Genomic DNA, 22,711 nt, shown 5'->3' on the forward strand with positions numbered 1-22,711 from the left:
TCTCCCTTCTCACGCCTATCGCGCGAGCAGCCCGCGTGCCTGCCCCGCGATCTGCGCCAGCATGGCCGCGCCGACCAGCGGAGCGGCCTGCGCACGGGCGACGAGCGCCCGGAAACTGGCAACCGGCGCGGCATTGCGCCCGGCCCATTCGGCAACCGCTGTCCCCGGTGCGGCAGCCCCCGCGCGCGCCAGGAAATCGAGGCGCATCTGCTGGAAATCGCGCGCCAGTCCGGCGGCGAGCAGGCGCTCCCACGGATCGGACGGATTGAGCCGGCTGGCCGCCTGCTGCGCCCAGTCCAGCCCCAGCCGTTCGCCCAGATCGGTGAAGGCGCGGGTCAGCGCGGCCGCGTCGATCCCGCTGTCCGCCGCCAGTTCGGCAAGCCCGATCCCGCCGTCCATGTCGGCCAGAAAGCGCACGCGCTCGGCCACGTCGGCGGGCGCGCCCGCCTCGGCCAGTTCCGCCGCGATGCGCAGCGATTGCGCGCGCGCCTCGGCATGGAGCAGATCGGCGATATCGCGCGTCAGGGCTTCGACCCCGCCCGCAAGCCGCGCCACCAGCACGCCGGGCCGTTCCTCGCCCTTGCCCGCGCGCAGCAGGTCGGCGACATGGCCGCGCAGCGCGCGCGCCACGCGTTCGAACAGCATCAGCCGCACGTCTTCCGCCATCGGCGCGCTATCCAGCTGTGCCCAAGTCGCGGGCAGGTCGAGCAGACGTTCGGCGGCGACGAAAGCCGCGGCCACCTGCGCCAGCGTGACGCCTTCCTCCTCGACCAGCTCGAACGGATTGACCGGACCCAGCCGGTTGACCAACCGGTTGGCCAGCTTGGTGGCGATGATCTCGCGCCGCAGGCGGTGGCCGGTGATGTCCTCGCGGAAGCGCTCGCGCATCGGCGTGGGGAACGCGGCGAGAAGCTGGTCCTCAAGCGCCGGGTCATCGACCACAGTGCTTTCCTCCAGCGCGCGCTGGAGCACGAGCTTGGTGCTGGACAGCAGCACGGCGAGCTCGGGCCGGGTCAGCCCCTGCCCGCCGGTGGCGCGCCGCGCGAAGTCCTCGGCGCTGGCCAGCCCTTCGGTCTTGCGGTCCAGGTCGCCGGCTTCCTCCAGCACGTCCATCAGCCGCGCGAACGAAGGCACGGCCGACGCGCCTGCGCGCTGTGCGATCGAGAGCGCCAGCGCCTGCAGGCGGTTGTCCTCCAGCACCAGATGCGCGACCTCGTCGGTCATCGAGGAGAGCAGCGCAACGCGCTCCTCCTCGGTCAGCCGCGCGGCGCGCTTGGCGGAGGCCAGCGCGATCTTGATGTTGACCTCGTTGTCCGAACAATCGACGCCGGCCGAATTGTCGATGAAGTCGGTATTGATGCGGCCACCCTGAAGCGCGAACTCGATGCGCCCGGCCTGCGTGGTGCCCAGGTTGGCGCCTTCGCCCACCACCTTCACGCGCAAGTCCGCGCCGTTCACCCGCAACGCGTCGTTGGCGTGATCGCCCACGTCGGCGTTGTTTTCGGTCGCCGCCTTCACATAGGTGCCGATGCCGCCGAACCACAGCAGATCGGCCGGCGCCTTGAGAATCGCGGCGATCAGCGCCTCGGGATCGAGTTCCTCGGCCTCCACGCCCAGCGCCGCGCGCACCTGGGGCGAAAGCGGGATCGCCTTCATCGTGCGCGGGAACACGCCACCGCCTTCGGAGATCAACGCGGAGTCATAGTCCGCCCAGCTCGACCGGGGCAGCGCGAACAGGCGCGACCGCTCGGCCCAGCTTGCCGCGGGATCGGGATCGGGATCGAGGAACACGTGGCGGTGGTCGAACGCGGCCACCAGCTTGAGCGCCTTCGACAGCAGCATGCCGTTGCCGAACACGTCACCCGACATGTCGCCGCAGCCGACCACGCGGACCGGATCGGCCTGCACGTCCACGCCCATTTCCAGGAAATGGCGCTGCACCGAAAGCCACGCCCCGCGCGCGGTGATGCCCATCGCCTTGTGGTCATAACCCTTGGAGCCGCCGCTGGCGAAGGCATCGTCGAGCCAGAAGTCCTTCGATTCGGCGATGGCGTTGGCGACGTCGGAGAACGTGGCCGTGCCCTTGTCCGCCGCGACCACGAAGTACGGGTCTTCGCCGTCAAGGATCACCACGCCCTTGGGGTGGACCACCTTGCCGCCGACGATGTTGTCGGTGAGCGAGAGCAGCGTGCGGATGAACACCTGGTAGCTGGCCTTGCCTTCGGCCAGCCAGCCATCGCGATCGCGCGCGGGATCGGGCAACTGCTTGGGATAGAACCCGCCCTTGGCGCCGGTCGGCACGATCACCGCGTTCTTCACGCGCTGCGCCTTCATCAGCCCCAGGATTTCAGTGCGGAAATCGTCGCGCCGGTCGGACCAGCGCAGGCCGCCGCGCGCCACCGGCCCGGCGCGCAAGTGAATGCCTTCCACGCGCGGGCTGTACACGAAGATTTCGCGCCATGGCACGGGCCGGGGCAGGCCCGGCACCAGCGCCGAATCGAGCTTGAACGCCAGCGCCTCGGTGGCCGCCGGGGCGAACGCGTTGGTCCGCAGCATGGCATCGACCAGCGCGCGGAACTGGCGCAGCAGGCGATCGTCATTGATCGCGGCCACGCCGGCCAGGCCGGTGCGGATGCGCTCGGCCGCCGCATCCGCCGCCGCCGCGCGATCGCCGGCAAAGGCGGGATCGTGCCGCGCGACGAACGCCGCGATTAGCCCGTGCGTCACGTCGGGCGCGTTCTTCAGCGCATCGACCACGGTGGCGATGCCGAAGGTCATGCCGCCCTGCCGCAGATAGCGGAACCAGGCGCGCAGCCAGTTCGCCTCGCGCGCGGACAGCCCGGTGGCGACGATCAGCCGGTTGAACGCATCGTCCTCGGCCGCGCCGTTGAGCACGGCCGCCAGCGACGTCTCGATGGCCTCGGCCCGCTCCAGCAGCGCCTCGGGCGTCACGTCCGCCGGGTGCGCGACCAGGAAATCGTGGATGTAGCCCAGCCGGCCCTTGTCGAGCGGGGTCGGCACTTCCTCCAGCACGCGGAATCCGAAGTTCTCCAGCACCGGCACCGCATCCGACAGGATGATCGCGCCCTCGCGCTGGTAAAGCTTGAGCCGCACCCCGCTTTCGCCCGGCTGGCGATAGAGGCGCGCGGCGCGGCGCGGCGCGTTCTCGCCGCCCAGCGTGCGCAGCACGCGGATGTCGCGCGCCGCCTCGCCCGCGCCATAGGCGCCGCGATAGCCGACCGGAAAGGCATCGGCGAAGCGGGCGGCGATGGCCGCGGCGCGCGATGGCTCCTCGCCCTTGGCCAGCTCGGCCTCGACCGCGCCTTCCCACCCGCGCACCAGCGCCTGCACCGCGGCATCGAGCGCGGCCTCGTCGGGATCGGCATCGCCATCGCGGATGTCGAGCACGAAACGGATCAGCGCGAGCGTGCTGCCCTCGACCTGCAGGCTCCAGTCCAGCACTTGCGCGCCGGCGGCCGCTTCCAGCAGATCCTGCACCTGCATCCGCATCGCGGTCGACTGCGCATCGCGCGGCAGCCACACGAAGGCGTAGAGGTGGCGGGCCAGCGGCGCGCGAACCAGCGCGAGACGCGGACGCGGCCGATCGACCAGGCTCATCATCGCGGTGGCGATGCGTTCGATGTCGGTATCGGAAAAGCTGATGAGCAGGTCGTGCGGCAGCGCCGTCAGCGCATGGACCAGCGACTTGCCGGCATGGCCGCTGGGATCGAAGCCGAATTTCTCGGTCAGCGCGGCCAGCTGGCTGCGCATCCGGGGCACGCGATCGGGCGGAGTCGCCAGCGCGGCGCTGGTCCAGACGCCGGCATGGATCGACAGCGCGACAACCCTGCCGTCCTCGACCTCCGGCACGATGAACAAGTCCAGCGGCACGCGGCGGTGCACGTTGGCGATGCGGTTGGCCTTGACCACGAGCGGCGCGCGCACCGCGTCCTCGTCCTTGCGGCCCGCGCGATCGAACCACGCAAAGGCGCGGTCATAGGAAGCGTCCGCCAGCAGCTTGGCGGCGCTGGCGCGGCAGATGCCGAGCGGCGCGGTCTGGCTGCCATCGCGATGGCGCACGACATGCCCAAGCTGGGTCAGCATCCCGTCGGCCAGCCAGCGAAGCAGCGCCGCGCCTTCCTGATCGGGCAGCCCGCGCGCATCGCGCTGCATCGCCGCCTGCATCAGCGGCCAGTCGGCCACGGCGGCGTGGACATCGGCCAGCGTCGCCTTCAGCGCTTCGGCCAGTTCGCGGCGCTGGCGCGCGTCGGCGCGTTCGGTTTCCAGGTAGATCACCGATTCGCGCCGTTCGCCCACCGCCTCGCCTTCGGGCAGTGCCAACAGCGTGCCCTCGGGATCGCGGCGCACCGCAACGACGGGATGGACCAGCCGGTCGATCGTCAACCCCTGCGCGGTGATCGTCGCGCTGATCGAATCGACCAGGAACGGCATGTCATCGTTGATCACGGCAATCCGCAGGTGGCGCTCGCCCGATGCGCCGCCGACGCTTTCGATGGCGACTGCCGGTTCGGCGCCGGGCCGCCGGCTGGCCGTCGCCAGCGTGAAACGGACCGCTTCCGCCAGACGCGCGCCGTCGAAATCGCCGATCTCGCCGGGGAGCAGCGAAGCCATGAAGCGGGCGGCCAGCGCGCTTTCAAGCGGGCCGCCGGTCGCGGCGGAAGGAGAAGAAGCGTCAGGGGCGGACTTGGTGGCCATTGCTGTCATCCCGCGAGTGGCGGCGTCTGATAATGTTGCCGCATTATAATTTTATATCCGTTCGTTGAACGAATAATACCAATGCTACTCCGGCCAACGCCGCAGGGCAAGGCTGATGGTTTCGCTTGATACCGGTCAGGCCGGTTCTGCCAAACTTTCGGCCGCCTGCATCGTCAGCTCGAGCGAGCGGCGGCGCAAGGCCGGATCGAAGGTGGAGCCGGACACGATCAGTTCGTCTGCCCGCGTCCGCCGCTGGAACGCGGCCAGCCTCTCGCGCACGGTGGCGACACTGCCGATCGCGCTGACCTGCCGCATGTGCTCCAGCATGGCGAGCGCGGGGGCAGGCAGCGTATCGCGGTAGCCGGGCACGGGCGGCGGCAGCTTGCCCGGATTGCCGCTGCGCAGCCGCACGAACGACTGGTCCATGGAGGATGCCAGCAACGCGGCCTCCTCGTCGGTATCGGCGGCGATCGCGTTGATCGCGGCCATGACATACGGCTTGTCGAGCGCTTCGGACGGCTGGAAGCGATCGCGATAGAGCGACAAGGCCGCGTCGAGATGGTCGGGCGCGAAGTGCGAGGCGAAGGCATAGGGCAGCCCCAGCGCCGCCGCGAGCTGCGCGCCGAACAGGCTGGACCCCAGAATCCACAGGTGCGGCTTTGCGCCTGCGCCCGGCGTCGCCTGCAAGGGCACCTGGCGATCGCCGGCGAACTGGGCCTGCAGTTCCACCACGTCCTGCGGGAAGTCCTCCGCCGCGCGGTTCACTTCCTTGCGCAAGGCGCGCACGATGCGCTGGTCCGCCCCCGGCGCGCGCCCCAGGCCAAGATCGATCCGCCCCGGATAGAGCGCATCCAGCGTGCCGAACTGTTCGGCGATCACCAGCGGGTTGTGGTTGGGCAGCATGATCCCGCCCGCGCCCAGCCGGATCGTGGAGGTATAGTGGCCCACATGGGCAAGCGTGACCGCCACGGCCGCGCCGGCGATCCCTTCCATGCCGTGGTGTTCGGCCACCCAGTAGCGCTGGTAACCGCAGCGCTCGGCCACTTGCGCGAGCAGCGCCGCCTCGGCGAGCGCCTGGCCTACCGTTCCGCCCTCGACCACGGGCACGAGATCGAGGACGGACAGTTTCATGACGGTTTCTTCTCCGGCTGCGTCGCCCCGGAAGAGGGGCTGGCGGAAGGCGTGGCCCCTGATGTGGGCGCTGGCCCCAGTTGTTCAAGGTAACTTTTGGCCGTCTTCGCCTCGTCGCTGTCGGGCGCGGTCCGCACCACCGATTCCCAGCTCTTGCGCGCGGCCTCGTCGCGGCCATCCAGAACCGCGATCACGCCGGCCTCCAGCCCGATCGCCGGATCGGTCGCGTCGAGATGCGCCGCCACCTCGATATCGCGCTGCGCGCGCGGCATGTCCTTGTTGCGGCGGGCAAGCGTGGCGGACAGCAGCCAGCCCTCGGCCAGATCGGGGGAGAGCCGGTGCGCCTCGTCCAGCGCGGTCGCCGCTTCGGCCGGGCGGTCGAGCGCCACCAGCGCCCGCGCGCGATCGGTCTGGATGTCGCCCAGCGCGGCGTTGTCGGCATAGCCGCGCACCGCCACCGCCTTGTCCAGCCACACCAGCGCGCGATCGGGATGCCCGCCCGCCAGCGCCGCGTTGCCGGCCATCGCCATCAGCGGCACCGCCGCCACTTCCTGCAGCATGGGAACGCCGGCGATGGCATCGGCGAAGGCCTGCTCCGCTTCGTCGAACTGTCCCTGCTGGGTCAGGACGATGCCAAGGCACTGGTTGGCGCGCACGCGCTGTTCGGGCTTCTGCCCTTCCGCCAGCCAGCCGCGCGCCTCGGCCAGCCCCATCGCCGGATCGTGCAGCGCCTTGGCAAGGCACACTGCAAGCCGGTCTGGCGCGCGCGGCTGCGGCGGGCTGGCGGGCGCGGGCGAAGGCGCGGGATCGGCGGGGCGGTGACGGCGGGGAATCGGCAAGGCGGCGCCTTCCTGGGGCGAGGGGTTGGGGCCGATCTGCATCAGCGCGGCGACCGGCATAGGAAACCCGGCAGAAGCGGGAACAATCTGCGGAGTGAGCATCAGGATCGGCAGGACCAGCATCGCGCTTCCTTCAGGGGGCTTCCGCCACGCCCGCCCCCAACGCCGACAGCGTATCCAGCAGGATCGCGATATCGGCGGGGCGCGACAGGCGGTGGTCTCCGTCCTTGATAAGATGCACCTGCACGTCGGCTGAACGCAAGGCCGCCGCCAGCTTCAGCGAAAGCTCCCACGGCACGTCGGGATCGCGCTGACCGTGCAGCAGGCGCACCGCACCGTCGAAAGCGATGGGGCCGTCCAGCATCCGCCGCGCCTGCCCGTCGGCCCAGAACGCGGGATGGGTCGGCGTGGGTTCGGGGCCATAGGGATTGTCCTCGAACACCGGCCGCCCCGCCGCCAGTTCCGCCTTCTGCGCGGCATCGTATCCCCAGTCGGTGAAGTCCGGCGCGGCGGCGATGCCGATCAGCGCCTCGACCATGCCGGGCAGCGCCTGGGCCACCAGCAGCATCAGCCAACCGCCCATGCTGGACCCGATCACCACGGCGCGGCCGATCGCGTGCGCGCGGATCAGCGCCACCACCTCGTCCCGCCAGCGCGACAGCGTGCCATCGGCGAAATCGCCTTCGCTTTCCCCGCAACCCGAATAGTCGAGCAGCAGGCAGGCCCGCCCCGCCCCGCGCGCCCAAGCCAGCACCGCCTGCGCCTTGCCGCCGGCCATGTCCGACATATAGCCCGGCAGGAACACCAGCGCCGGCTCGGCACCGGGCAGGAAGCGACAGGCGATGCGGCGGCCTTCCGGGCCATCGACCCTGGCGAGCGGAGCGGTATCCTCGGTCATCGGCGGCAGGGTTAGCCGGAAAGGTCCCACAACGCCATCTTAACCCGGCCCTGCTAGCGCCGGATCATGACCGAATCCCGGACCATCGCGCTGCGGCGCTTCGCGGAAAGCCGCGCGGCGCTGGTGCTGCTCCTCGCGCTGTTCCTGGTGCCGCGCGCGCTGCTGATCCTGCTGGCGGTGGAGCCGACATCGGACGCGGCCTGGTACTATTCGCGCGCCGACATGCTGGCGCGCGGACTCGGCTACCTCGGCGATCACGGCGAACCGACCGCCTACTGGCCGGTGGGCTGGCCGCTGACGCTGTCGCTGGCGTTCCGCGCGTTCGGCACCTCGATCTGGACGGTCGGCCTGTTCAATCTCGCCTGCGCCGCCGCCACCGCCTGGCTCACGCTCGACCTTGGCCGTCGCCTTTCGGGTTCGGAGCTGGCGGGCCGCGCCGCGCTGCTGCTGCTGGCTCTCTACCCAAACAGCGCGTTCTACGTGCCGCTGGCGCTCACCGAGGTGTTCTACACCATGCTGCTGCTCGCGGGATGCCGCCTGCTGATCGCGCGGACGCCGCTGGCGCTGATCGCGGCGGGGCTGGTGTTCGGCGTGGCGACGCTGGTCAAGGCGCAGACGCTGGTGGTCGTGCCGCTGGTCTTCGCCATCGCGCTGGGACGCGCGCCGGGCTTCTGGAAGCGCCTGCCCGCCGCTATGGCCCAGGCCGCGCTGGTTATCGCGCTGGCCGCCGCCGTGGTCGCGCCGTGGACGGTGCGCAACCACCGCGTGCTGGGCGAATGGGTGGCGATCTCCACCAACGGCGGCATCACCCTGCTGACCGGCAACAACGATAGCGCGCGCGGCGGGTTCACGCCCGAAGACCCGGTGGTGAAGGCGCTCGACGCGCGCACCGACCTGTCCGAAACCGCCTATGACGCCGAAGCCAAACGGCTGGGCGTGGCATGGATCAAGGCCCATCCCGGCGCCTTCGTCACGCTGATGCCGCGCAAGCTGGCAAAGCTGTGGGGGCCGGACGGCGAAGGGCTGTGGGCCTACGAGACCGGATCGAAGGCCTGGGCGCGCGCGCCGTTGGCCTTCCTCGCGCTCAGGGCCATCAACCAGCTGTGGTAATTCGCCCTGCTCGGCCTGTTCGCCGCCGCCGCCGTGATCGAGCTGCGCCGGCGCGCGCGCGCCGGGCTGCGCCCGATCGACTGGTGGGTGCTGCCCTATGGCATCGCGCTCTATCCCAGCGCGATCGCCATGGTGTTCTCGGGGCAATCGCGCTTCCACTATCCTGTGATGCCGTTCGTCTGCGTCACCGCCGGGTGGCTGCTGGCCCGCTGGTTTGAGCGCCGCGCCAATCCGCCCGCCGTCAATTCCGCGCATGACTTTGCGCCCGCGGCCCGCTAAGAAGCGGCGCATGACGACGCTTCGCGCCATCACCACGACTACCACCACCCCGGGCAACCGGGGGCGGTTTCGCCTGCGCGCCTGACGCCGCAGCGATGCCGCCGCCCGGTTCGGGCGGATGGCGTCTCCTCCCGGACCGGCCTAAAGTTCCTGACGCCGCCCCTTCCGGCGCGCGCGGCCTTGTGCCAAAGCGCCAGACGCTGACAGCCAGAGAGTGCCCATGTCCGAGCTTCTGAAGATCACCCTGCCCGACGGTTCCGTGCGCGAAGTGGCGCCGGGCACCACCCCGGCGGACATCGCCGCCGCGATCGGGCCGGGCCTTGCCAAGGCGGCCCTCGCCGCGCGCGTCGATGGCGAGCTGCGCGACATCACGCGCCCGCTGGAAGCCGACGCGCAGCTCGCGCTCGTCACCGCGAGGGACGAGGCGGACGCGCTCGAACTGGTCCGGCACGATTACGCGCACCTGCTGGCGGAAGCGGTGCAGGCGCTGTTCCCGGGCACGCAGATCACCTTCGGCCCGGCGACCGACGACGGTTTCTACTACGACTTCGCGCCAAAGGATCGGCCCTTCACCGAGGAGGACCTGCCCGCGATCGAGGCGAAGATGCGCGCGCTGATCGCCGCCGACAAGCCGCTGCGCCGCGAGGTGTGGAGCCGCGAACAGCTGATCAGCCGCTGGAAGCAGCAGGGCGAGACGTTCAAGGCCGAATGGGCCGCCGAGCTGCCGGGCGACGAGCCACTGACGGTCTACTGGTCGGGCGACGACTGGCTCGACATGTGCCGGGGGCCGCACCTCGCCTCCACCGGCAAGCTTGATCCGCAGGCCTTCAAGCTGACGCGCGTGTCCGGCGCCTACTGGCGCGGCGACCAGAAAAACGCGATGCTGAGCCGCATCTACGGCACCGGCTGGCTGAACAAGAAGCAGCTCGATGCCCACCTGACGCGGCTGGAGGAAGCCGCCAAGCGCGATCACCGCAAGCTGGGCGGGGAAATGGACCTGTTCCATCTCCAGCAGGAAGCGCACGGCAGCGTGTTCTGGCACCCCAAGGGCTTCCGCGTGTGGCGCGAACTTGAAGCCTACATGCGCCGCGCGATCGACGCCGCCGGCTATCGCGAGGTCAAGACCCCGCAGGTGATGGACGCGCGCCAGTGGGAGCAGTCCGGCCACTGGGGCAAGTATCGCGAAAACATGTTCGTGATCCCCGACGAGGTGCCCAACACCGAGGACGACGGCCCGGTGATCTCGGGCGAGGCCGACTGGATGGCGCTCAAGCCGATGAACTGCCCGGCGCACGTGCTGATCTTCCGCCAGGGCATCAAGTCCTACCGCGATCTGCCGCTGCGGCTCTACGAGAACGGCTGCTGCCACCGCAACGAGCCGCACGGCGCGCTCCACGGGCTGATGCGCGTGCGCCAGTTCACGCAGGACGATGCCCACATCTTCTGCCGCGAAGACCAGATCGTCGACGAAGTTCGCGCGTTCTGCGCGCTGGCCGACCGCATCTACAAGGACTTCGGCTTCACGTATGCGATCAAGCTGGCGCTGCGCCCGGAAAAGCGCTTCGGCACCGAGGCGATGTGGGACCAGGCCGAAAGCGAGCTGCGCGACGCGGTCGTGCGCGCGGGCCTCGCCACCGAGGAATACGGCTGGGAGGAACTGCCCGGCGAGGGCGCGTTCTATGCGCCCAAGCTGGAATGGCACCTGACCGACGCGATCGGCCGCACCTGGCAGGTCGGCACGATCCAGTCGGACCGCGTGCTGCCCGAACGGCTGGACGCGAGCTACATCGCCGAGGACGGCGAGAAGCACCGCCCGGTCATGCTGCACCGCGCGATCTTCGGCTCCTACGAGCGCTTCATCGGCATCCTGATCGAACATTTCGCCGGCCGCCTGCCGGCATGGCTCGCCCCGGTGCAGGCCGTGGTCGCCACGATCGTTTCGGAAGCCGACGACTATGCCCGCGATGCGCTGGCGCAGTTGCAGGCAGCCGGCATCCGCGCCGAAATCGACCTGCGCAACGAGAAGATCAACTACAAGGTGCGCGAACACTCGCTGCAGAAGGTCCCGTACCTGCTCGTCGTGGGCAAGCGCGAGGCCGAGGAAGGCACCGTCGCCATCCGCACGCTGGGCGAACAGCAGCAGAAGGTGATGCCGCTGGCGGAAGCCATCGCCCTGCTGAAGGGCGAAGCGACGCCGCCCGATTTGCGGTAGGAATGAGGCTGGTCCCGGGGGCCATCGGCCCCCGGACCGCCTTGAGCTTGGCAAGCACCATATTTGTGGACGCCGGCCCGGATGCTATACCCGCGCGATGCGGTGGATCATTCTCTGCGTTGGGCTCCTGACGGCCTGCACAGCCACACCCAAGACGGGCGATGAACTCGTGGACGCCGTCGTTGCGCGACAATTGCTTACGGCAGAAAGTCCATGCGTAGCCGTTGGCGGCCCAACGGCTATTATGAAGCCAGTAGCAGAAGCTGGCCCACCAGCCATGCTTACCGCGCAAGCCGTGAAGAACCCAGATGCCCGCCGTGCGGCCCAAGCCATCGCCATGAACTGGCGCGACATGCAAGCCGAAACAGCCAAGCTCTACGGCATTGCGCGCGGTCAGGATTGCGCGATGCATGTGAACGGACCGGCCTATTCGGAAAATTTCGCGTTCGTGTCCTACGCCTCGCCGAACGGTGAAATCGGCGCTTATGTCTTTCGCAAAACCGAGAGCCGCTGGGATGCCATCGAGCAGGTCAAGCTCGGGTATTGGTGAAACCAGACAAGGACGGGGAGCGCGAGGGGTATGCCCCTCGCACTATTTCCCCCGTTTCCTCAGGCTCTAGCCTCGAGCGTATCGTGCTCGACGCCTGTAGAGTTGTGTCGGAGGGCGGTGAGGACGGTATCGACGATCTGGGGGGCGTTGAGGCCGGCTTCGTCGTACTGTTTGTCGGGGTTGTCCTGGTCCTGGAACACGTCCGGCAGGCGCATGGTGCGGATCTTGAGGCCCGCATCGGTCAGCCCCTGGTCGCTCGCCATGGTCAGCACGTGCGCGCCGAACCCGCCGATCGCGCCTTCCTCGATCGTCACGATGACCTCGTGGCTCGCCATCAGCCGCCGGATCAGGTCCTCGTCGAGCGGCTTGGCGAAGCGCAGGTCGGCGACCGTGGTGGCAAGGCCCTTGGCTTCGAGCTGGTCCGCCGCCTTCAACGCCTCAGCGAGGCGCGTGCCCAGCGAGAGCAGAGCAACCTTGCCGTGCGGCTTGTCACCGCCGCGCACGATCCGGCCCTTGCCGATCTCCAGCCGCTCCGGAACCGCGGGCAGCGCCACGCCGGTGCCGTTGCCGCGCGGATAGCGGAACGCGATCGGACCCGTGTCATGCAGCGCGGCGGTGTGCGTCATGTGCACCAGTTCCGCCTCGTCCGCCGCCGCCATCACCACCATGTTGGGCAGCGTGGCGAGGTAGGTCACGTCGAAGCTGCCGGCATGCGTCGCCCCGTCGGCACCCACCAGACCCGCACGGTCGATCGCGAAGCGCACCGGCAGGTTCTGGATCGCCACGTCGTGCACCACCTGGTCATAGGCGCGCTGCAGGAACGTGGAATAGATCGCGCAGAACGGCCGCATCCCCTGCGCGGCAAGCCCCGCCGCGAAGGTTACCGCGTGCTGTTCGGCAATGCCGACGTCGAAGCTGCGTTCGGGGAACGCCTGCTGGAACTTGTCGAGCCCCGTGCCCGAAGGCATCGCCGCGGTGATCGCGCAGATCGCCGGATCGCGCCGCGCTTCGGCCAGCAGGGCCTGCGCGAACACGCCGGTATAGCTCGGCGGTCCCGGCGGGGCCTTGGCCTGTTCGCCGGTGACGACGTTGAACTTCTGCACCCCGTGGTACTTGTCCGCCGCCGCCTCGGCCGGGGCATAGCCCTTGCCCTTCTGCGTCACGACATGGACCAGGCACGGCCCCTCGGCCGCGTCGCGCACGTTCTCCAGCACCGGGATCAGCTGGTCCAGATTGTGCCCGTCGATCGGGCCGACGTAGTAGAACCCCAGCTCCTCGAACAGCGTACCGCCCATCGCCATGCCGCGCGCGAACTCGTCGGTCTTGCGCGCGGCCTCGTGCAGCGGGCGCGGCAGCTTGCGCGACAGCCGCTTGGCCAGCTCGCGCAGCTCCAGGAACGGGCGCGACGACACCAGCCGCGCGAGATAGGCCGAAAGCCCGCCTACCGGCGGCGCGATCGACATGTCGTTGTCGTTGAGGATCACCACCAGCCGGTTGCCGGCGGCCTGCGCGTTGTTCATCGCCTCGTAGGCCATGCCCGCCGACATCGCGCCATCGCCGATCACCGCGATGCCCTTGCCCGGCGCGCCCGACAGCTTGTTGGCCACGGCAAAGCCCAGCGCCGCCGAGATCGACGTCGACGAATGCGCCGTGCCGAACGGGTCGTATTCGCTCTCCGACCGCTTGGTGAAGCCCGAAAGGCCACCACCCTGGCGCAGCGTGCGCATCCGCTCGCGCCGGCCGGTCAGGATCTTGTGCGGATAGGCCTGGTGCCCCACGTCCCACACCAGCCGGTCACGCGGCGTGTCGAACACGTAGTGCAGCGCCACCGTCAGCTCCACCACCCCAAGGCCAGACCCCAGGTGACCGCCCGTCTGCCCCACCGCCGCGATCATCTCCGCCCGGACCTCGTCCGCCAATGCCCGCAAACGCGGCAACGGCCAGCCCCGAAAATCAACCGGCGTCTCTACTCCCTCCAGCAAGGGACGGTCTCGTTCTAACGACATCCCTGCGCCTTACACCCTTGCCCCCGGCCTGTCGATTGTGACAAGCCGGCAACGCCCGACGGAAAATACGATAAATGGCGCGGGCATGGCCGGCCGCGCCGCGCTCAAACGAACCACCGACGGGGCCAATGGGACGCGGCGATCCGCGCTGTGCGCGCGTGCCCGGCCGATCAGGAAGGGGCTTGGCCGCAATCCCCGCAGCGGCCGCGGATTTCCACCACCGGCCGCACATCGGCGAAGCCCGCATCCTGCGCCGCCTGGCGCAAGGCACCGGTCAGGCGATCGTCATCGATATGGATCGTATGCCCGCACGAATCGCAGATCAGGAAGATGCAATCGTGGCGGCAGCCGGGATGGCTGTTGGCGACATAGGCGTTGGCGCTTTCCACACGCCGGGCCAGGTTGGTGCGCACGAACAGGTCGAGGATGCGATAGACGCTGTTGGCGGCCACGCGCTTGCCCCGCCGCGCGCCCACGGTTTCGGCGATGTCATAGGCCGAGGCGGGCTTTTCCCGTTCGGCCAGCGCTTCGAACACGTCGGCGCGCATGTCGGTCCATTGTTCGCCCGAGGCGACGAGCACGTCGCGCGCGGCGCCGACCAGCGTGTCTCCGACGTGTTCGTGATGATGATGCCCCGGCATGTGCCCTAGATAGGAGCGCCATGCGCCCGGTGCAATCGCTCCGGAGCCATTGCGCCAGCCGGCCTCAGTTCACCGTGAACGAAGCTTTCCAGAACTGCGGGAACGTGCGCTTCAGCGCATCGACCTTGGGCACGTCCCAGCGGCGGATATAGCCGTGATCGGGGTTCCGCAGCATGAAGTCCTGGTGATAGGCCTCCGCCGCGTAAAACCCGCGGTTGGGCTCGATCGCGGTGACGATCGGCGCGCGCCACAGGTTCGCCCGCCGCAGCTGCGCGATATAGGCGGCGGCTACGCGCGCCTGCTCCGGGCTCTGCGGCACGATGGCGTTGCGGTACTGCGTGCCGACGTCCGGCCCCTGCCGGTTGAGCTGGGTGGGATCGCTGGCCACGCCGAAGAATATCCGCAGCAGCTCGTCATAGCGGATGCGCGCCGGATCGTAAGTGATCCGCACCGATTCCGCATGGCCGGTGCGCCCGGTGCTGACGGTTTCGTAGCGCGCGTCGCGCGCGCCGCCGCCTTCGAAGCCCGATACCACGCTGGTCACGCCCTTCACGTGGCTGAACACCGCCTCCATGCCCCAGAAGCAACCGCCGGCGAACACCGCCGTGCGCCGTCCAGGCGCCTCGCTGGCCTTCACTGCCGCCTCGGGCGTGGCGACCACGCCTTCGGCCTGCGCGGGCTGCTGGCAGGCGGCCAGAACGAGCGCAAGCGCGACGGCCAGGCCCGGTGCCCGCCGCGTCATCACCGCGCTCCGGGCGCGGGCGCGGCGGCCTGCGCCACGTCTACCGGCGCGCCCGCCTTGGCGCCTTCCGCCCGCACGTCCGATCCGATCGAAAGCGCCATGCCGGCCGTGCCGATCAGGAAGCCGACGAGGAGAGCGCGGAAGAAGTCAGGCGTGAACAGGCCCATGAGGGGATCTCTTGGTAATGGCGGCAAGGCGCCCTGGGAACGTATGTCGATCATGCCCCGTTCTTCGCCGCCGCGCTGTGAAGCGTTACACAGCCGGCGACTTTTTGCGGAGCAACACGGCGCGGCCCACGTAGGGAGCCTTGCCGGCAGGACAAGGGGCATTCGACGATCGACATGGCCGATCCCGCCCAAATGCGACGAACGGAGGATGCGGGAAGCGCGCCTTCAGGCGCGCAGGCTGACCCATACGGGCGCGTGGTCGCTCGCCTTCTCGCGCCCGCGATAGGCCTTGTCGACCCCGGCCGCCACCAGCCGGTCGGCCAGTTCGGGCGAAAGCAGCGCGTGATCGATGCGGAAGCCATGGTCGCGCTGCCACGCGCCGGCCTGATAGTCCCAGAAGGTCCACACCCCGCCGCGCGGGTTGTGCAGGTCGATCGCGTCCGTCCAGCCATCGTTGGTCAGCCGGCGATAGGCATCGCGCGATTCGGGCTGCATCAGCGCGTCGGTGGCCATCGCGCGGACCGAGAACGTGTCCTTGTCCTCGGGAATCACGTTGTAGTCGCCGATCACCAGCGCCGGGATTTCTTGCGCCGCAATCTCGGCCATGCGGGCGCGCAGGCGTTCCATCCAGCGCAGCTTGTAATCGAACTTCGGCCCCGGCTGCGGATTGCCGTTGGGCAGGTAGATGCACACCACGCGCAGCCCGAACACGTCGGCTTCCAGATAGCGCGCGTGTTCGTCGTCCGGATCGCCGGGCAGCCCGCGATGCGCCTCCGCCGGCTTCTCGCCATCCGCCAGGATCGCCACGCCGTTGAAACCCTTCTGGCCGTGCCAGATGGCGTGGTAACCGATCTTTTCGAACTCCGCGGCGGGGAAACCTTCGTCCTGCGTCTTGATCTCCTGCAGGCAGGCGACCGCGGGGCGGGTTTCCTCCAGCCATTCGAGCAGGCGCGGCAGGCGCGCCTTGATGCCGTTGATGTTGAAGCTGGCAACCTTGATCGTGTTCATACCGCGAAAGAGGAGCCGCAACCGCAGCCCGATGCCGCGTTGGGATTGGTCACGCGGAAGGCCGAACCGCCCAGCGATTCGACGTATTCGACCACGCTGCCCGCCAGCAGATCGAGGCTGACCGGATCGACCACCAGCCGCACACCGTCGGTCTCCGCGATCGAATCATCGTCTTGCGCGGCTTCGTCCAGCCCGAAGCGGTACTGGAAGCCCGAACAGCCGCCGCCTTCCACCGAAAGCCGGAGAATGGCGGGCTTGCCCTGCTTCGCGGCGATCGCGGCGACGCGGGTGGCTGCACTGGGTGCAAGCGAGACGGCGGGTTCTGTCATGCCCGACAAGATAGGCATGGTCCGCCCGTCACTCAAGCGGCGCCGTTAGGCCTGCTGGATATAGACCCGCATGGCGTCCGCCTCGGCCTCGATGCGGTCGATGCGGTACTTCACGAGATCGCCGATCGAGACGAAGGCGATCATCCGTCCGTTCTCGACCACCGGCAGATGGCGGAACCGCCGCCGCGTCATCAACGCGAGCGCTTCCATCACCGAGGTTTCCGGCGCGATCGTGATGACCGGCGCGGTCATCACGTCGCGCACTTTCATCCGCAGCGCATCGGCCCCGTGGTTCTGCAGCGAATAGAGCACATCGCGTTCCGAGAAGATGCCGGCCACGCCATCCCCGTCGCCATCCTGCACCGGAAGCGCGCCGATGCGCTTCTTCGCGAGCACTTCAACCGCATCGGCCACGGTATCCTCGGCGTGGCACCGCCACACCTCCGCTCCGCGCCCGGCAATCAGCCTGGCAATGGTCATGACGCTATCCTTCCCCGTTAGGTGCAACCTCTTCCTGATCCGGGCTTGCCGGTCCCCGCCCTGGCTTGCGCCATCGCGGTTCGCTGCCCGTTCGACCGATCATGCCACCATCGCGGTGACAGTAAAGAGCGTTGACGGCGAAAGCGATTGCCAGCCCCTGCCGCGCGGCGCATGGAGAAGCGCGATATGCCCAGAGTATCCCCGCTAGACGACCCCGCGAACGCCCGCTTCGCCTGGGCGCGCTATTTCCGGCTGATGCGCTGGATGGGGCTGGTCACGCTGTGCGTGATCGCGATGGTCGCGACCTATCTCTACGAGTCGGTCGGCTTCGTCTCCATCCATCTCTACATCGCGATCACCCTGGGCATCGGCCTGACGATGATGCTGATGGCGGCGCTGATGGGGCTGGTCTTCCTGTCCAGCGGCACCGGGCACGACGAGGCGATCGAGGACCCGTTCGAACACGACCAGGAGTGGGGCGGATAGGCTTCAGCCCGCCGGCGGGTTGAGCCTGTAATCCTCCACCGGCACCCCGCCGATCAGGTGCTCCTGGAGGATCCGTTCCAGCACCGGCGGCGTGCAGGAATGATACCACACGCCTTCGGGATAGACGACCGCCACCGGCCCCGCGAGGCACACGCGCAGGCATCCCGCCTTGTTACGCAGCACGCCCGACGATCCGCCCAGCTTCAGTTCTCCCAGCCGCTTCTTGAGGAAGGCCCAGCTTTCCTGCCCCACTTCGCGCGGACAGCACTTGTCCTTTTCCGGATCGACGCAGAGGAAGATGTGCCGGCGCGGCGCGAAGCCGCCCAGCTTTTCCAGCGCGATTTCCGCCTGCGCCAGTTCTTCGGGCGAAACGGTCATGCGCGGAGCATCCATTGATCGATCGCGGCACGCGCCGCATCCGGCAGCGGGTGGGGTCGGTCCCCGTCGACGCAGAAGATCACCGTCCGCGCCGTGGCGACGGCGGCATCGCCCTGCATCAGCAATTGCTGCACGGTCCAGCTCGTCCGCCCGAGCGCGACCGCGCCCACGTGGCAGCGCAGCGGCTGCGGATAATGCCCTTGCGCCAGATAGTCGATCGAAACGCTCGCCACCATCGCGCGCAGCGGCCGGATCACGGTGCGGAAGCCCAGCGCCTCGTTGAAGCGCACGCGCGCATCCTCCAGCACCGCCGCGATGGCCACGTTGTTGATGTGGTCGTTGGGATCGAGATCGGCGAAGCGGGTCGTGATTTCGAGGTCGAACGGATAGCGCGCGGCATCAAGCAGCGCCGGATCGGGTTTTGCCATTGTTCAGTCCGCCTTGCTGCCGCCCATTGCGCCACCGTGATGCAGCCAGCGGTCCAGCCAGGCGAACACCGTCTGGTGCCATTGCAGCGAATTCTTCGCCTTGAGCACCCAGTGGTTCTCGTCGGGGAAGACCAGCAGCTCGGACGGGACCTTGCGCATCTGCAACGCGGTGAAGGCGGCAAGGCCCTGGGTATAGGGAATGCGGAAGTCCTTCTCGCTCGTCACCACCAGCATCGGCGTCTTCCACTTGGCCACGTGGTTCACCGGGTTCCACTTCTCGAACTCCTCGGGCGCCTCGTAATAGGGGTGCCCGCCGTGTTCCCATTCGTCGAACCACAGCTCCTCGGTTTCGTAGGCCATGGCACGCGCGTCGAACACGCCATCGTGCTGGACGATGCACTTGAACTTGTCGGACCACTGGCCCTCGATCCAGTTCATCATGTACCCGCCATAGGACGCGCCCATCGCGCAGGCGTTGCTCTCGTCGATCTGGGGATCGCCCGCCGCGGCGGCGGCCAGCCCCTTCTGCAGGTCCTCCAGCGGCTTGCCGCCCCAGTCGCGGTTGATCGCATCGACAAAGGCCTGACCGTAGCCGGTCGAGCCGTGGAAATCGATCGCGACCACGGCATAGCCCTGGCTCGCCACGACGCGCGCGTTCCAGCGGTTGGACCAGCTGTCGTTGAACGAGCCCTGCGGTCCGCCATGGACATAGAGGATCGCGGGCAGCTTGCCGGTGGCACCGGCGGGCTTGGTCACCCAGCCCCACACCGTATCGCCATTCGCACCCGTGAAGCTGAGGCGGCGGGTCACCACCGGCGCGCGTTCGGCCATGGTCGTGGCCGCCGCATCGGTCAGCCGGACCCCCGGCTTGCCCGCCTTGGCCACATAAAGCTCGGCCGGTGCGTCGATCGTATCGCGCAGGAACACCACCCTCCCGTCTTTGAGCGGCAAGACGTTGCTGATGTGCCCTTCGCGCGCCTTGTCGGGCGAAAGCGCCAGCCGCGCAACCTTGCCGCTCGCCGCGTCGATGCGGAACGCGGGGGTATCGAGCACGTCCTCGGCCGTGGCGATCAGGGCCTTGCCATCGGGCGTCCAGGTCAGCGAGGCGACCGAACGGTCCCAGCCGCCGGTCAGCGCGCGATCCTCGCCGGTGGCGAGGTTGCGCAGGTGAACGACCAGCCGGTCGCTTTCATAGCCGGGCCGCGCCATCGCGGCATAGGCCAGCCACTTGCCGTCGGGCGAGACCGCCGGCATCGTGTCGGTCGCCGTGTTGGCCGCGGTCAGGTTCTTCGGGGCGGAACCATCGGCCGGCGCCCACCACAGATCGATGTTGGTCGAATGCGGCTCGTTCCGGTCCGCCTGCCGCGCGGCATAGATCACCGCGCGGCCATCGGCGCTCCACGCGATTTCCCCGCCATCGCCGAACGGCTTGGTCGGCGCATCGCCGACAAGGCCACCCTGCGCCGGATCGCCATCGAGCGCGCGGCCGCTGTCGGTATCGACCCGCCCGTCAGCCCCCAGCGCGAAGGCGAACACGCGGCTGAAGTTGCCCGGCGTCTCCCACGCGTCCCAGTGCCGGACGAAGCCCGTGCCGTCCTTGTAGAGCCGCCCCGTGCCCGGCCCCGGCAGGCTGGTGTTGCCATCGCCTTCGCACCCGCCGAACGTGGGGCAGTTGCGCGCGATATCGCCCCACACCGCCAGCCGCCGGCCATCGGGCGAAAGCTTGAACCCGGCGACATCGGCCTTGAACGCCGTCACCTGCCGCGCGCTGTCGGGCGTGGCCGGCCGCACCGACCAGACTTGCGTAGTCGCGGCCGCATCGGCGGCGGCGCCGGCGGGCTTGCGGTCAGACAACAACCACAGCGTGCCGTCCGCCGCGAAGGCCGGATCGCTGACCGACCCTTCCCACGCCAGCTTCACCGGCGCCGCCTTCGCGTCCGCCAGCGATCTCAGCCAGATTGCCGTGGTGCGCTTGTAGGTGACGGGATCGGTGGTGGTCAGGGTATAGGCCGCCCACGCCCCGTCGGGCGAGACCGTGGCCGATCCCAGCCGGTTGAGCGTGACCAGATCCTGCGCCGACATCGGCGGCGGAGCGGCTCCGGCGGCCGCGAAGGCGATCGGAGCGGAAAGCGGCGAAACGAAGCAGGCGGCCAGCAGCGCCGCGCGAAGCGAGAAGGTTTTCATGGAAACCGGGTTAGCGGCTCCGCGATCGAAGGCAAAGCGAATCGGACGGAAGGGTATTCCGTTTGCTGCCCGCCCGGCCAGAAGCGGCGGCGGGTCAGCCCTTCTTGCCGACGATCCGCGTGATTTCGGCGGCGACCATCCGTTCGACCATGCCGGGAAGGTTCTTTTCCAGCCATTCGGCCAGCATCGGGCGCAGCATGTCGCGCACCATGCCTTCCAGCGAGGTCTCGCCCGAACGGACGATCTGCGGCTGCGCGCCCGGTTGGGACAGCATCGACAGGGCCGCCAGCGAATCGCGCATCGAAACCGCGGCGGTTTCCGGAAGCAGCGGTGCGTCGTTCTCGTCCGTCATGGCATCGCCCTCGTCATCGCACGCGTCCCCTGCCAGGAGGACCTCCGCGTCCTCCTCGGCAAGATCCAGAACATCGGCCGGCCGCGCGGCGGGTGCGGCCGGGGTGGGCGCGGGCGCTTCGCGCCGCGCGCGCGCCTGCGCGGATTCGGCACGGTTATCCCGTGCGATCACCTTCTTGATCGATTCGAGAATTTCCTCGACCGAAGGTTCACCAGCCTGCCGCATCACCGTTTCGCACCCCTGCAACAGACGCTCCGAATCCCCACCGTTACGGAGCAGTCTGAGAAGGAATTGTCGCATCCTGGGCCGGTGTGTCAACGGTGCGCGTGGATTGGGCGACAGGTGCGGGATCGTGCGCCCAGTCCCATATGTTGTTCCGGACCCGGTCGTAGTTGACTTCGGGATCGTAGAGCACGCCGCCGTCCAGCCCCAGGTCCTTGGCCTGCGCCTTGCCCATGGCGGACAGCAGGTTGAACCCGGCGACATAGGCGTTGCGCCGCGCGGTAACGAGCTGGACCTGCGCGTTGAGCAGTTCCTGCTCGGCGTTGAGGATGTCGAGAATCGTGCGGTTGCCCACGGTGTTTTCCGCGCGCACGCCTTCCAGGCTCAGCGCCGCCGCGTCGACCGCCGTCTGGTTCATCGTGATCACGTCGTTCGCCGCCTTCCACGAGGAATAGGCGGCGCGCACGGTGGCGATCACCTGCCGTTCGACGCCGATCTCCTGTTCCAGCGCCGCGCCTTCGCGCGCCTGCGCCTGGCGGATCTGCGCGGCGGGCAAACCGCCTTGGAACAGCGGAATCGTGGCCCGCACACCGGCCTGCGCCGTGGTGTAGGGCTGGACCGACACGACCTGGTTATTTTCGGCAAACTTCAGCGAGTTGACGTAGTTGTAGTAATCGCCCGTGGCGAACAGCGAGAGCTTGGGCAGCCGCGATGCGCCGGCCGCCTTGGTATCGAAGCCGGCGGCCTTGCTCTGTTCTTGCGCGGCCTGGAGATCGGGATTGTTGGCCAGCGCAATCTGCACCGCATCGTCGGGCGTGGCCGGCAGGCCCGGCAGCGGCGGCGGCGCTTCCAGATCGGCCGGCACCTTGCCCACCACCTGGATGTAGGTTTCGCGGCTGGTGACGAGATTGGCCTCGGCCTGCCGCAACTGCCCGCGCGCCAGCGCGAGGCGCGAATTCGACTGCGCCACGTCGGTCCGCGTCACGTCGCCGATCTCGAAGCGGTCGCTCGTCGCCTTCAGGTTCACTTCCAGAACCTGCACGTTGCTGCGGTTGAGCCCGACGATCGCCTGATCGCGGATCACGTCCATATAGGCGGCCACGGTCTGGCTGAAGACGCCCGATTCGGTGCCGCGCAGGCTGGCCTGGCCGGCGAGCACGCGGGTTTCGGCGGCATGGACCGAATTGCGCACGGACCCGCCCGAATAGACCGGCACGCCGGCGTTGACCTCACCCACCAGCACGCGCGCCGGCGCGGTGAACGAGACCGGGCTGTTCTTGACGAATTCGGTATAGGTCGCGGTACCGGCCAGGCTGGGCAGGCCCGGAGCCTTGGCGGCGGCGACACCCGCGTCGGTGGCGCGCTGGTTGGCGCGCGCGGCCTGCAGCGTCGGGTTGGTGTTATAGGCCCCGACCAGCGCCTCGCGCAGGTCGTCCGCCAGGGCAGGGGCGGCCGGAACCGCCAGCGCCGACCCGAACGCCGACCCCAGCAGAGCCGCGCGCTGCCACGCGCTTGCTCGTCCGGCCCTGTCCCTCCCCGTTTTCGTCATGACG

Annotated in this window: 21 protein-coding genes; 5 read left to right on the plus strand and 16 right to left on the minus strand. The window is 68.9% G+C overall.

The annotated features are described in order from the left end of the window. Positions 1 to 15 precede the first annotated feature (15 nt). From FA702_RS10765 to FA702_RS10780, 4 genes are all read right to left on the minus strand, one after another. Positions 16 to 4,716 carry an NAD-glutamate dehydrogenase domain-containing protein gene (locus FA702_RS10765; protein WP_136956143.1) on the minus strand — a complete coding sequence of 1,567 codons (4,701 nt, stop codon included), beginning with the start codon at positions 4,714 to 4,716 and terminating at the stop codon, positions 16 to 18. A 135-nt stretch (positions 4,717 to 4,851) separates the two neighbouring features. Then, positions 4,852 to 5,847 carry an LLM class flavin-dependent oxidoreductase gene (locus FA702_RS10770; RefSeq protein ID WP_136956144.1) on the minus strand — a complete coding sequence of 332 codons (996 nt, stop codon included), beginning with the start codon at positions 5,845 to 5,847 and terminating at the stop codon, positions 4,852 to 4,854. Then, positions 5,844 to 6,809 (minus strand): tetratricopeptide repeat protein, encoded by a 966-nt coding sequence (locus FA702_RS10775; protein WP_136956145.1) that lies wholly within the window; start codon positions 6,807 to 6,809, stop codon positions 5,844 to 5,846. Before FA702_RS10775 ends, FA702_RS10770 begins: the two co-directional genes overlap by 4 nt. A 10-nt stretch (positions 6,810 to 6,819) precedes the next feature. Next, a complete protein-coding gene (locus FA702_RS10780) occupies positions 6,820 to 7,584 on the minus strand; it encodes a carboxylesterase (RefSeq protein ID WP_136956146.1) in 765 nt (254 codons plus the stop codon). A 66-nt stretch (positions 7,585 to 7,650) separates the two neighbouring features. Here FA702_RS10780 and FA702_RS10785 point away from each other — a divergent pair, with 66 nt between their 5' ends. From FA702_RS10785 to FA702_RS10795, 4 genes are all read left to right on the plus strand, one after another. Continuing rightward, positions 7,651 to 8,694, plus strand: a complete 1,044-nt coding sequence (locus FA702_RS10785) for a glycosyltransferase family 39 protein (protein ID WP_255504530.1) — start codon at positions 7,651 to 7,653, stop codon at positions 8,692 to 8,694. Between the two features lie 33 nt (positions 8,695 to 8,727). Next, entirely contained in the window at positions 8,728 to 8,973 is a 246-nt protein-coding gene (locus FA702_RS23175; RefSeq protein WP_255504531.1) for a hypothetical protein, read from the plus strand. 220 nt (positions 8,974 to 9,193) lie between these two features. After that, positions 9,194 to 11,185: a threonine--tRNA ligase gene (gene thrS / locus FA702_RS10790; RefSeq protein WP_136956147.1), complete on the plus strand. Its 1,992-nt coding sequence runs from the start codon at positions 9,194 to 9,196 to the stop codon at positions 11,183 to 11,185. 277 nt (positions 11,186 to 11,462) lie between these two features. Beyond that, positions 11,463 to 11,735, plus strand: coding sequence for a hypothetical protein (locus FA702_RS10795; protein WP_136956148.1), 273 nt, complete (start codon positions 11,463 to 11,465; stop codon positions 11,733 to 11,735). A 59-nt stretch (positions 11,736 to 11,794) separates the two neighbouring features. On the opposite strand, the gene dxs is transcribed toward FA702_RS10795, so the two are convergent. The 7 genes from dxs to FA702_RS10825 form a co-directional block, all read right to left on the minus strand. Beyond that, entirely contained in the window at positions 11,795 to 13,741 is a 1,947-nt protein-coding gene (gene dxs, locus FA702_RS10800) for a 1-deoxy-D-xylulose-5-phosphate synthase (protein ID WP_136956149.1), read from the minus strand. Positions 13,742 to 13,911: 170 nt separating this feature from the next. Then, positions 13,912 to 14,382, minus strand: coding sequence for a Fur family transcriptional regulator (locus tag FA702_RS10805; RefSeq protein WP_136956150.1), 471 nt, complete (start codon positions 14,380 to 14,382; stop codon positions 13,912 to 13,914). A gap of 64 nt (positions 14,383 to 14,446) precedes the next feature. Beyond that, on the minus strand, positions 14,447 to 15,124 hold the full coding sequence (gene msrA, locus FA702_RS10810; protein ID WP_136956151.1) for a peptide-methionine (S)-S-oxide reductase MsrA: 678 nt from the start codon (positions 15,122 to 15,124) through the stop codon (positions 14,447 to 14,449). Beyond that, complete coding sequence (locus tag FA702_RS22790; protein WP_168196050.1) at positions 15,124 to 15,291, minus strand: hypothetical protein; 168 nt, start codon at positions 15,289 to 15,291, stop codon at positions 15,124 to 15,126. Before FA702_RS22790 ends, msrA begins: the two co-directional genes overlap by 1 nt. Positions 15,292 to 15,516: 225 nt before the next feature. Next, positions 15,517 to 16,299 carry an exodeoxyribonuclease III gene (gene xth / locus FA702_RS10815; protein WP_136956152.1) on the minus strand — a complete coding sequence of 261 codons (783 nt, stop codon included), beginning with the start codon at positions 16,297 to 16,299 and terminating at the stop codon, positions 15,517 to 15,519. Further along, positions 16,296 to 16,628, minus strand: coding sequence for an iron-sulfur cluster insertion protein ErpA (erpA, locus tag FA702_RS10820; protein WP_136956153.1), 333 nt, complete (start codon positions 16,626 to 16,628; stop codon positions 16,296 to 16,298). The genes xth and erpA overlap by 4 nt, the downstream gene beginning before the upstream one ends. Before the next feature lie 45 nt (positions 16,629 to 16,673). After that, positions 16,674 to 17,108, minus strand: coding sequence for a CBS domain-containing protein (locus FA702_RS10825; protein WP_136956154.1), 435 nt, complete (start codon positions 17,106 to 17,108; stop codon positions 16,674 to 16,676). A gap of 186 nt (positions 17,109 to 17,294) precedes the next feature. On the opposite strand from FA702_RS10825, the gene FA702_RS10830 reads away from it, so the two are divergent. Continuing rightward, positions 17,295 to 17,594, plus strand: coding sequence for a hypothetical protein (locus tag FA702_RS10830; RefSeq protein ID WP_136956155.1), 300 nt, complete (start codon positions 17,295 to 17,297; stop codon positions 17,592 to 17,594). A gap of 3 nt (positions 17,595 to 17,597) precedes the next feature. Here the strand turns inward: FA702_RS10830 and FA702_RS10835 are convergent, their stop codons facing one another. The 5 genes from FA702_RS10835 to FA702_RS10855 all read right to left on the minus strand — a co-directional run bounded on the left by FA702_RS10835 (position 17,598) and on the right by FA702_RS10855 (position 22,707). Next, positions 17,598 to 17,972 (minus strand): ferredoxin, encoded by a 375-nt coding sequence (locus FA702_RS10835; protein ID WP_136956156.1) that lies wholly within the window; start codon positions 17,970 to 17,972, stop codon positions 17,598 to 17,600. Beyond that, entirely contained in the window at positions 17,969 to 18,400 is a 432-nt protein-coding gene (locus FA702_RS10840) for a thioesterase family protein (protein ID WP_136956157.1), read from the minus strand. The genes FA702_RS10835 and FA702_RS10840 overlap by 4 nt, the downstream gene beginning before the upstream one ends. A 3-nt stretch (positions 18,401 to 18,403) precedes the next feature. Further along, on the minus strand, positions 18,404 to 20,584 hold the full coding sequence (locus tag FA702_RS10845) for a S9 family peptidase (RefSeq protein ID WP_136956158.1): 2,181 nt from the start codon (positions 20,582 to 20,584) through the stop codon (positions 18,404 to 18,406). A gap of 94 nt (positions 20,585 to 20,678) precedes the next feature. Further along, positions 20,679 to 21,161 (minus strand): DUF2497 domain-containing protein, encoded by a 483-nt coding sequence (locus FA702_RS10850; protein ID WP_136957363.1) that lies wholly within the window; start codon positions 21,159 to 21,161, stop codon positions 20,679 to 20,681. A 43-nt stretch (positions 21,162 to 21,204) separates the two neighbouring features. Then, positions 21,205 to 22,707, minus strand: coding sequence for a TolC family outer membrane protein (locus FA702_RS10855; RefSeq protein WP_136956159.1), 1,503 nt, complete (start codon positions 22,705 to 22,707; stop codon positions 21,205 to 21,207). Positions 22,708 to 22,711: the final 4 nt, after the last annotated feature.

Origin of the sequence: Novosphingobium sp. EMRT-2, assembly GCF_005145025.1 — a bacterium.
Classification (GTDB): Bacteria; Pseudomonadota; Alphaproteobacteria; order Sphingomonadales; family Sphingomonadaceae; genus Novosphingobium.

Coding starts and splice junctions, on each gene's coding strand:
- FA702_RS10765 (WP_136956143.1), bottom strand. CDS start 4,716: ATGGCCACCAAGTCCGCCCCTGACGCTTCTTCTCCTTCCGCCGCGACC.
- FA702_RS10770 (WP_136956144.1), bottom strand. CDS start 5,847: ATGAAACTGTCCGTCCTCGATCTCGTGCCCGTGGTCGAGGGCGGAACG.
- FA702_RS10775 (WP_136956145.1), bottom strand. CDS start 6,809: ATGCTGGTCCTGCCGATCCTGATGCTCACTCCGCAGATTGTTCCCGCT.
- FA702_RS10780 (WP_136956146.1), bottom strand. CDS start 7,584: ATGACCGAGGATACCGCTCCGCTCGCCAGGGTCGATGGCCCGGAAGGC.
- FA702_RS10785 (WP_255504530.1), top strand. CDS start 7,651: ATGACCGAATCCCGGACCATCGCGCTGCGGCGCTTCGCGGAAAGCCGC.
- thrS (WP_136956147.1), top strand. CDS start 9,194: ATGTCCGAGCTTCTGAAGATCACCCTGCCCGACGGTTCCGTGCGCGAA.
- FA702_RS10795 (WP_136956148.1), top strand. CDS start 11,463: ATGCTTACCGCGCAAGCCGTGAAGAACCCAGATGCCCGCCGTGCGGCC.
- dxs (WP_136956149.1), bottom strand. CDS start 13,741: ATGTCGTTAGAACGAGACCGTCCCTTGCTGGAGGGAGTAGAGACGCCG.
- FA702_RS10805 (WP_136956150.1), bottom strand. CDS start 14,382: ATGCCGGGGCATCATCATCACGAACACGTCGGAGACACGCTGGTCGGC.
- msrA (WP_136956151.1), bottom strand. CDS start 15,124: ATGACGCGGCGGGCACCGGGCCTGGCCGTCGCGCTTGCGCTCGTTCTG.
- FA702_RS22790 (WP_168196050.1), bottom strand. CDS start 15,291: ATGGGCCTGTTCACGCCTGACTTCTTCCGCGCTCTCCTCGTCGGCTTC.
- xth (WP_136956152.1), bottom strand. CDS start 16,299: ATGAACACGATCAAGGTTGCCAGCTTCAACATCAACGGCATCAAGGCG.
- erpA (WP_136956153.1), bottom strand. CDS start 16,628: ATGACAGAACCCGCCGTCTCGCTTGCACCCAGTGCAGCCACCCGCGTC.
- FA702_RS10825 (WP_136956154.1), bottom strand. CDS start 17,108: ATGACCATTGCCAGGCTGATTGCCGGGCGCGGAGCGGAGGTGTGGCGG.
- FA702_RS10830 (WP_136956155.1), top strand. CDS start 17,295: ATGCCCAGAGTATCCCCGCTAGACGACCCCGCGAACGCCCGCTTCGCC.
- FA702_RS10835 (WP_136956156.1), bottom strand. CDS start 17,972: ATGACCGTTTCGCCCGAAGAACTGGCGCAGGCGGAAATCGCGCTGGAA.
- FA702_RS10840 (WP_136956157.1), bottom strand. CDS start 18,400: ATGGCAAAACCCGATCCGGCGCTGCTTGATGCCGCGCGCTATCCGTTC.
- FA702_RS10845 (WP_136956158.1), bottom strand. CDS start 20,584: ATGAAAACCTTCTCGCTTCGCGCGGCGCTGCTGGCCGCCTGCTTCGTT.
- FA702_RS10850 (WP_136957363.1), bottom strand. CDS start 21,161: ATGCGGCAGGCTGGTGAACCTTCGGTCGAGGAAATTCTCGAATCGATC.
- FA702_RS10855 (WP_136956159.1), bottom strand. CDS start 22,707: ATGACGAAAACGGGGAGGGACAGGGCCGGACGAGCAAGCGCGTGGCAG.